Below are 8371 nucleotides of genomic sequence, written 5' to 3' on the forward strand. Positions count from 1 at the left end.
TTTACGAAAATAGTGATTATTACTGACTTTCATAGCCTGTCAGTAAGGCTTGAAAATCTTCGTCGTGCCAGTGAATACTTCGCTTCACTCGCTCTTTATGAAATGAGCGTTTGAGTCGATCTAAATTCCCTTTTTTCCAACCATCCCCGGCTTGCGGATAGCATTTATCAAAATCGATAATCCAGATCGTTTCTTGCGCATCAATCAGAATATTGTGAATATTAAGATCGGTATGATTGACGCCAACGCGATGCATTTTCGCAATTTCGACACCAATTTTTTGGTAAAGCTCCGCACTCAGTGGCTGTTTTTGCAGTATGGTCACTAAATCTTGCGCATTAGCAATGCGTTCACTCAGCAAATCCGCTTGGTAAAAAAGCCCTTTTCTCACTGCATAAGCTGCAATTGGTCTCGGTACATTGACCCCAGCTTCGCGTAATTGCTTAAGCAGATGAAATTCCGCGAAACTGCGAGTTGCAGACCAGCTTCGAAACCAATAGTGATCTTTCACCAGCTTGCCGAACCATCCGCCACGTCGATAGTGACGCAGCGCCACTGTGATCTTGGGCAGTTGCACAAACCACGTGGTGCCGCGCCCGGTGGCACTTCCCACCACTTTGTTTTGTACTTGCCAATACTGCGGGTCAAATAAAGCCAGCTCTGGCGAACTCACCCATTCGCTGTCGTAACAAATGCGACGTTGACCAAACTGCTGTTGTTCAATCATGCTTTACCACCAATAATGACTACCAACGATATAAAGCCATGTAAAACCGGCAAAAATCAACGCCACCAGTACCGCCGCAGAGCCAATATCTTTAGCTCGGCCACTGAGTTCGTGATGCTCCACACCGATGCGATCCACCACCGCTTCCACCGCAGAATTCATTAATTCAACAATCAGCACCAGCACCACCACCGCAAGCAACGTGATACGTTCAAGCATCGATACATCAAGCCAAGTCGCTAGCGCAATCGCAACAACAAGCAAAGCAAACTCCTGACGAACCGCAGCCTCATGCTTAAATGCCGCTTTCAAGCCCTGAATCGAGTAGCCTGTCGCTTTTATTATGCGCTTAATACCAGTATTGCCTGGCTTGCCTAAATTTGGCTGAGTCATAGAAGGGATTGCCTTATCGTTGCCATCAATGAAAGAGGGGTATTTTACATTTATCTTGGGTATCTGCATAATTTAGCCAGATATTTTTTTGAGCAGAACTTATGCCGCTTTTTGAACAAGCCCCAAACTCCGTCTGTTTCCTCCGTTTGTCCGCCATTGGTGATGTTTGCCATGCGGTCGCTGCCGTTCAGGCGCTGCAACGCCACTGGCCGTCCACCAAGGTGACTTGGGTGATTGGCAAAGTCGAAGCGCAGCTGCTACAAGGTTTAGAAGGCGTTGAGCTGATTGTCTTTGATAAAAAACAGGGGCTCGATGGCATGAAAGCCGTTTGGCGCCAGTTGAAAGGGCGTCGTTTTGATGCGCTTGTTCATATGCAACTCGCCCTAAGAGCAAGCTTAGTCACTCTTGGCATCAAAGCCACCTATAAGGTTGGCTTTAACTTTAAACGCGCAAAAGAAGGGCAATGGCTGTTCACCAATCGTAAGATCTCCGATACCGAATCCGCGCACGTCTTAGACAGCTTCTACTCGTTTATCGAATATTTGGGAGTGCCCCGAACGCCCCCTCAATGGCAATTGCCCATCAGCGATGCTGAGCATCACTTTGCCCAAGAGGCCCTCGGTGACCAACCCACCCTGGTCATTTCGCCCGCAGCCAGTAAGGATGAGCGCAATTGGTTGGCAAAACGCTACGCCGCATTAGGTGATTACGCTTATGAACAAGGCTACCAAGTGGCCATTTGTGGCTCTCCCGCTGAACGCGAAAAAAACTTGGCTGCCGATATCGTGCGCCACATGCAGCACCCCGCGCTGAATTTAGTGGGTAAAACCAATCTAAAACAACTCACCGCAGTATTAAACAAGGCTGCCGTGGTGCTGGCGCCCGACTCTGGCCCCGCACACATTGCCACGACTCAAGGCACACCGGTCATTGGCCTTTATGGACACAGCAACCCAAAACGCACCGGACCATACAATAACCTCAACGAGGTGGTGAGCGTCTATGCGCAGTTTATTGTCGAACAACACGGCAAAGCGGCTGAAACGCTGCCTTGGAGCACTCGTGTTAAAGGCGATCATATTATGCAAGCAATCTCGGTCAGCGATGTGATTCGCACCTTTGACCACATCACGAAAAAGGAATCAGCATGTCTGAATCAATAAATAAGGCAAACAAGCCAACACTCGCCGTGGCTCTGATTGTCAAAAATGAAGCCGCGAACTTGGATGCCTGCTTAAAAACGGTCGAAGGTTGGATCGATGAGATCGTTATTTTGGATTCAGGCAGCAGCGACGAAACCGAAGCCGTTGCCAGACGCTACACCGACAAATTCTTTATTAACAAAGAATGGCCCGGTTTTGGTCCACAACGCCGCCTTGCTCAGCAGTATGTTGAATCCGATTATGTGCTTTGGCTGGATGCCGATGAACGCGTCACGCCTGAGCTGAAATTGAGCATTCAACAAGCGGTACAATCGAATGAAGCGAATACCCTTTACAGCATGTGTCGCCTAAGCTGGGTATTTGGTCGTTATATCCGTCACTGTGGTTGGTATCCCGATCGTGTGGTGCGTCTCTATCCTACCAAGTTGACTCAATACGACGATGCGCTGGTGCATGAGAAGGTGGAAATCACCAAAGCAATGAAAGTGAAAGAGTTACAAGGGGATGCCATCCACTACACTTACAACGACTTGCACCATTATTTAGTGAAGTCTGCTGGTTATGCCAAAGCATGGGCAGAGCAACGTGAGAAGCGAGGGAAAAAGAGCAGTATCTCTCAAGGTGTACTGCATGCCATTGCGTGCTTTGTAAAAATGTACATTGTCAAAGCGGGCTTTTTGGATGGTAAACAAGGCTTTCTGCTGTCGCTGCTTTCCGCGCACTCCACATTGGTGAAGTACGCGGACTTGTGGATCAGGACAAGTACGGAGAAACCCAAGGATTAAGCTGCACCAGCGCCGCATCAATGTCGATGCGGCTCATATCCGCTTCCATTGCTTCACCGCCACCTTTTGGTGGGCAAAACGCCAGATGGCGTCCTTCTGAGTTGAGTGGTTTCCAGCGCAATGGCGTTGAAGAACGCTTGCTTGGGAAAAATCCGACAGTTGGAACATCCAAGGTTGCCGCAATATGCAATGGTCCTGTTGAGCCAGCAATGAATAGATCAGCGCAGGCAATAGAGCGCGTAAAGTCGACAAGGCCTTCATTCTTGTCATACACCACCCCTTGGCCACCTAACTGAGCGTATTCTTTCAATAGCTGTTGTGCTTTTTCCGTTTCCCCCGGCCCCGCCGTGACAATCAATTGAAAATCTTGCTCGATTCCTTTTAGCAACTCAGCATATTGTGCCAATGTCAGGTTATTGGCTGAGCCACCCGTGCCGGCATGCACCATCACCCAAGGCTTATGTGCTTCAATACTGAGCTGTTCACTGAGCTTGAGTTTCTGCACACTCAATTCGGTTTCATCAAACAAAAGAAAAGGCGCTTGCGGCTCAACGGCCGAGAGGTTTTGCTCTTTCAAGAAAGCACGAATCAGGTCAAGATTGTACTGATACTCTGGTTTGGCGGATTGCGAACGTTTCTGCTTAATTCTACGGTTATAAAAAATCTGTGCGATTTTTGTTGCAGGTGCCAAGCGATACTTAATGCCCGCTTTCCACACGAGTAACGCATTATACGTTGTGGAAAACAAGTTGATTGAGGCATCAAACTGACGTGACTTGATCTCCTGAACCAACTGCTTCGTGGCTTCTTTGCCCGCTTTTTCCGTTGGGTCCAACAATACATCGTCAATCCATGGGCAAAGTCGCGCTAACTCTTGCGTATAACTCGGCACTAAAGCGGTAATGTGCGCCTCTGGCATCGATTGCTTGAGCATAGCGAAACTTGGCCACGCAAGCATAAAGTCGCCGATTTTATCATTCCGGATAACCAGTATTTTTTTCATTGTTCTGCTGCCGTTTGATTTTTATGTCGTCATGATACATGCATATTGATAGCATGTAGACATTTTGAGCTGAAGAGTATTCCAACGTGTCGAAAAAAGCCCTTTCCAGAGTTGTCTACCCAGGCACTTTTGATCCAATTACTAATGGCCACCTCGATCTAATCGAGCGTGCGGCAAAAATGTTTGATGAGGTGATCATCGCCGTGGCGGCCAGTCCGAGTAAGAACACCATGTTTACCCTCAAAGAACGTGTCGATTTCGCCCAACAAGTTACCCATCACCTTGATAACGTCACAACGCAAGGCTTTAGTGGTTTAATGGTCGATTTTGCTCGTGATGTTGATGCCAATGTCTTAATTCGCGGCCTGCGCACCACCGTCGACTTTGAATACGAGTTTGGCTTAACCAATATGTATCGTCGATTGCTGCCAGGGCTTGAAAGCGTCTTTCTCACCCCTTCGGAAGAGCATGCATTTATCTCTTCCACCATCGTACGTGAAGTGGCCATTCATGGCGGCGATGTAATGCAATTCGTGCCCACCGTGGTGGCAGAAGCACTGCATCAAAAGAAAAAAGTGTGAGAATGAAATCAAACCCGCCCGAGGAAGCACCTGACAGCGGGCTTTTCTTTTTATTGCTGCGTGGGCTGAAAATGCTATGGTTGCGTGACCTGCAAACGTAAATAGTCATTCATCAACTTACGGTAATCCGCAGCCCATTCAGGCTGAGGATTAGCGATGGTTGTTTCTTGCGAATAGAGCCCTTCTCCCCATGGGTAAAGTCGCTCAGGCTTCGAGGTGCTATATGCCCCCAGCTCTGTGATCACTCGAGACGCATTAAAACCGATATTACTCACGCCGTGAGTTGAGAGCATATTTTCCCCACCAAGAGAGACGTACTGCTGCGCGGATAAACTCAAATGGTAGAGCGTAGGAAAAATATCGCGATGAGAACCGATACGACTTGGATCGTATTGATGTTCCACATTCTGTAGGATGCTTTCCGGCACATAGAGATAGAAAGGCACCCCGAAGGTCAAGCCGAATTCCGCCTCTTTATCGATGGCGAGGTAACGCACGCGATGATCGCCAGAGGCCGCAATGACGGTTTTCTCAGCCAATGGAGATTGCTTCACACCTTGAACAAACTGACCGAGAGAATCATTCGCGTATTGGTAGGCCTGCAGCAAGTCATCCGCTTCTTTTTCCATAGGCCCCAGCAAGGTTTTTAATCGCTCACTTGCTTTAACGGGCTTCGCCTGATAATCGCTCGGGGCGCGAAATGGCGAATGGTTAGTCACCGTCATGATATAAATCAACGTTGGTTGCGTGGCATCATCAAGTACTTTTCGAGCAAACTTGAAGGTAAACTCATCCGGCACGCCCCAAGTATCTGCATGCTTAGCGGCATCAGGAAAGGCGTTTTTAATGCTGTTTTCATCGTAGACCTGATCAAATCCTTGCACCGGCAAATAATTGGACAAGTTACGCCACATCCCGTTACCGCCGTAGATAAACACCACTCGATAACCGGCCTGCTTGTACGGTAATACGGCAGAAGATGCCAATGGTTTTTTCTGTGCACTGGAATGGCTGATCGTCGGCACATCACTGTGCATTAGCATCATAACGATGCTATCAATCGTCGCCGACGTGCCGGCCATAAAGCGTTTGAAAACAAAATCTTGTTCAAAGCCTTCACGTAATGTTCCTAATAAATCGTTACTTTGAGCATCGTCTTCAATCAGAACGTTGGTGCCCATCCCCTCCATCAAAGCCATCACCACATGCGGGGGATTTTCCGCAAGATAGGCATTCTCTGGCGTGACAAAGTAAGGCGTCGGTTGTCCAAGCACTTTCATCATTTGCGCTTCCACCGCTTGAGCAGAAATAGGCTCAAATTTCGATTGCTTCTTATAGTCACTTTTTGCCCAATCGAGCGCCATAAAAGCATTAGGGGTGATGATATTCAGTAGCTTGTTATCTGACACATTGGCGTGATAACGCTTAAGTGGCAAGGTACCGATGGAGCCTCTTGCGATTACCACATAAAGCAGAATCGTCACCACAATGACTGCCGTCGTATAACTCCAATGGCGAGACGTGAAACGGCGTTTTTGTAAACGCTCAACCAGCCACTGCGCGCCAACTCGGCTCAACCATGCCACTGCAAGCGAAACAAAGAAGGAGCGCAAGATCGGGTAATCTTCCCAAGCATTTTCTAATACGGCCTCGGTATCATCGTCGAACAAGCCAAACGCAAACACATCAATATAGTTGCCATAAGTGACGTAGTAGTAATAGTTGCCAATGGAAAAAGCACTAAGCAGAAAGAAAATGACAAACGCATAATTGGGAACGGCACGTTGCCAAAGCGAAAAACCTCGAGCAAAGGCCGCCAATACCAGTCCGGCTAAAAATAATGGCGCAAAAGCAATCGCGATGATTTTGGCATCAAAACGCGCCCCGACCCAAAAAGCTCGGAATAGATCATTGCCGAGTCCAGTAAGATCAGAGAAATCTGCGGCCAGCAGTAGAAAAAGACCACGAGAGACCGTAAGCAGTAGTAACGACGCAACGATTAAAGAGAAAATAATGCGCATCGCTCTGTGCGCATTGGGCTGGAAATCCATTGACTAAAAAACCTAACGGGTGATCACTAAGGGGCGCACATCATAGCATAGAGAGCAAATTGCACCTCAATTCTAGGTGTCAAAGCAGTGATCAAACACACGAACGATTGGCATCTCTATATCAGCTTTCAACGAGTTTTAGGTCAATTAGCACTGACAGTGAGGACAGAAGAAGGTATTACGTTGCCCTATCTTCTGCTCTTGAATCGCTTCCCCACAAACTGGACACGCTTCTCCCGCTTTTCCATACACTTGCAATTCTTGGGCAAAATAACCCGGTTTACCATCGGCTTGAGAAAAGTCTTTCAGTGTCGTGCCACCTTGCTCAATCGCCGTTTTCAAGGTTTGCTTGATGTGGCTCACCAAGCATTGCCACTCCTTGGCACTGAGTGACATCGTCGCTCTGGTTGGCAGGATGCGTGAGCGAAACAAAGATTCGCTGGCATAAATATTCCCCACGCCCACTACGATTTTGTTATCCATAATAAACTGCTTCACCGCAACGCGTTTGCCTTGCGCTTTTTCAACCATGTATGGTCCATCAAAAGCATCCGTTAGCGGCTCTGGGCCAATATTGCCCAACACATCATGCTCTTCCCCTGGCGCGGCGTAAAGCCAAGCACCAAAGCGACGTGGATCGTTGTAACGCAGCACTTTGCCATTGGAGAGTTTGAGATCGACATGATCGTGTTTGCCTGCTGGGAAGTCAGCGTCCAACACGCGCAATGAACCGGACATGCCTAAATGGACAATCGCACTGCCGACATCGGTTTCAATGATCAGATACTTAGCCCGGCGGCCAATGTGACGAATCACTTGCCCTTGCAACTTTTTTAACTCACTTGGAATAACCCAACGCAGTTTTGGGGTGCGAAAAGTCAGTGACTGGATGGTTTGATTGTGCAAATGCGGCGTAATGCCCATTCGGCTTACTTCCACTTCTGGCAATTCAGGCATGGTGACTCCAAGATCAAAGTGCTCAATGTCTAGTAGGGAAACAAATAATCGGTTGAAACTGAAATGGCAATCCATTGGTCTTGCCAATTCTTAAAGACCCAAAAATCCGCAAGGCGATAAAACGTGATCCTTTGTGGCTCTTCCTGATTTTGGTACCACACTTCGATGGTTTCTGGCTCAATCAATTGTGGCGCCAATTTTTGCATCGTCGCGTCATCCAGTTGTGTCCCGAGTAACGATTGCCATCTCTGCGCCCACTCTTGCGGAGAAATGGAGAGCTCGCGCGTGCTAACCCACGCTCCCTTTTGCCACTCTAAGCTATTATCAGAAAGCTGGATGGCAAGTAACTGAGCATTGGGATTCAATAGAGAAGGATAGCCGTTGATACTTTCAATCTGAGTCGAACTCTGATCGTCAAGTAAATAGGTTTTGATCAACGTCGGGGCATTGATGATCACAATAAAGAAGGTGATGCCAGCGATGAGGATATTATTCCATCTCCGGCGACGCTTTGGTGAAACCCGCATATTCTCAATCCTGACTGATAACTGAACAAAGTATACCAACCAAGGGAAATGCGAGGTACTAGTTTTCTAGTTTTCTAGGGTTCTAGGTTCTAGGTTCTAGGTTCTAGGTTCTAGGTTCTAGGTTCTAGGTTCTAGGTTCTAGGTTCTAGGTTCTAGGTTCTAGGTTCTAGGTTCTAGGTTCTAG

The 8371-nt window shown here is 47.8% G+C and carries 9 protein-coding genes; 3 read left to right on the forward strand and 6 right to left on the reverse strand.

What is annotated here, in order from left to right; all coding sequences use genetic code 11:
• Positions 1-19: 19 nt before the first annotated feature.
• Positions 20-727: a 3-deoxy-D-manno-octulosonic acid kinase gene (locus CIK04_RS21115; RefSeq protein WP_097353296.1), complete on the reverse strand. Its 708-nt coding sequence runs from the start codon at positions 725-727 to the stop codon at positions 20-22.
• A gap of 3 nt (positions 728-730) precedes the next feature.
• Positions 731-1120, reverse strand: coding sequence for a diacylglycerol kinase (locus tag CIK04_RS21120; protein WP_039549766.1), 390 nt, complete (start codon positions 1118-1120; stop codon positions 731-733).
• Between the two features lie 101 nt (positions 1121-1221).
• Here CIK04_RS21120 and CIK04_RS21125 point away from each other — a divergent pair, with 101 nt between their 5' ends.
• Positions 1222-2283 carry a glycosyltransferase family 9 protein gene (locus CIK04_RS21125; protein ID WP_097353295.1) on the forward strand — a complete coding sequence of 354 codons (1062 nt, stop codon included), beginning with the start codon at positions 1222-1224 and terminating at the stop codon, positions 2281-2283.
• Complete coding sequence (locus tag CIK04_RS21130) at positions 2268-3068, forward strand: glycosyltransferase family 2 protein (protein ID WP_097353294.1); 801 nt, start codon at positions 2268-2270, stop codon at positions 3066-3068. The genes CIK04_RS21125 and CIK04_RS21130 overlap by 16 nt, the downstream gene beginning before the upstream one ends.
• Here CIK04_RS21130 and CIK04_RS21135 read toward each other — a convergent pair.
• A complete protein-coding gene (locus CIK04_RS21135; protein WP_017420460.1) occupies positions 3037-4071 on the reverse strand; it encodes a glycosyltransferase family 9 protein in 1035 nt (344 codons plus the stop codon). The two genes, CIK04_RS21130 and CIK04_RS21135, sit on opposite strands and share 32 nt — an antisense overlap.
• 86 nt (positions 4072-4157) lie before the next feature.
• Here CIK04_RS21135 and coaD point away from each other — a divergent pair, with 86 nt between their 5' ends.
• On the forward strand, positions 4158-4652 hold the full coding sequence (coaD, locus tag CIK04_RS21140; RefSeq protein ID WP_097353293.1) for a pantetheine-phosphate adenylyltransferase: 495 nt from the start codon (positions 4158-4160) through the stop codon (positions 4650-4652).
• 74 nt (positions 4653-4726) lie between these two features.
• Here the strand turns inward: coaD and CIK04_RS21145 are convergent, their stop codons facing one another.
• The 3 genes from CIK04_RS21145 to CIK04_RS21155 all read right to left on the reverse strand — a co-directional run bounded on the left by CIK04_RS21145 (position 4727) and on the right by CIK04_RS21155 (position 8187).
• Positions 4727-6703: an LTA synthase family protein gene (locus tag CIK04_RS21145; RefSeq protein ID WP_097353292.1), complete on the reverse strand. Its 1977-nt coding sequence runs from the start codon at positions 6701-6703 to the stop codon at positions 4727-4729.
• 147 nt (positions 6704-6850) lie between these two features.
• On the reverse strand, positions 6851-7660 hold the full coding sequence (mutM, locus tag CIK04_RS21150; protein WP_097353291.1) for a bifunctional DNA-formamidopyrimidine glycosylase/DNA-(apurinic or apyrimidinic site) lyase: 810 nt from the start codon (positions 7658-7660) through the stop codon (positions 6851-6853).
• A 29-nt stretch (positions 7661-7689) separates the two neighbouring features.
• The gene (locus CIK04_RS21155) at positions 7690-8187 is read right to left on the reverse strand and encodes a hypothetical protein (RefSeq protein WP_017420464.1); all 498 of its coding nucleotides are present in this window, start codon (positions 8185-8187) and stop codon (positions 7690-7692) included.
• Positions 8188-8371: the final 184 nt, after the last annotated feature.

The organism is Vibrio sp. 03_296 (genome assembly GCF_002265885.1).

Coding starts and splice junctions, on each gene's coding strand:
- CIK04_RS21115 (WP_097353296.1), bottom strand. CDS start 727: ATGATTGAACAACAGCAGTTTGGTCAACGTCGCATTTGTTACGACAGC.
- CIK04_RS21120 (WP_039549766.1), bottom strand. CDS start 1,120: ATGACTCAGCCAAATTTAGGCAAGCCAGGCAATACTGGTATTAAGCGC.
- CIK04_RS21125 (WP_097353295.1), top strand. CDS start 1,222: ATGCCGCTTTTTGAACAAGCCCCAAACTCCGTCTGTTTCCTCCGTTTG.
- CIK04_RS21130 (WP_097353294.1), top strand. CDS start 2,268: ATGTCTGAATCAATAAATAAGGCAAACAAGCCAACACTCGCCGTGGCT.
- CIK04_RS21135 (WP_017420460.1), bottom strand. CDS start 4,071: ATGAAAAAAATACTGGTTATCCGGAATGATAAAATCGGCGACTTTATG.
- CIK04_RS21145 (WP_097353292.1), bottom strand. CDS start 6,703: ATGGATTTCCAGCCCAATGCGCACAGAGCGATGCGCATTATTTTCTCT.
- mutM (WP_097353291.1), bottom strand. CDS start 7,660: ATGCCTGAATTGCCAGAAGTGGAAGTAAGCCGAATGGGCATTACGCCG.
- CIK04_RS21155 (WP_017420464.1), bottom strand. CDS start 8,187: ATGCGGGTTTCACCAAAGCGTCGCCGGAGATGGAATAATATCCTCATC.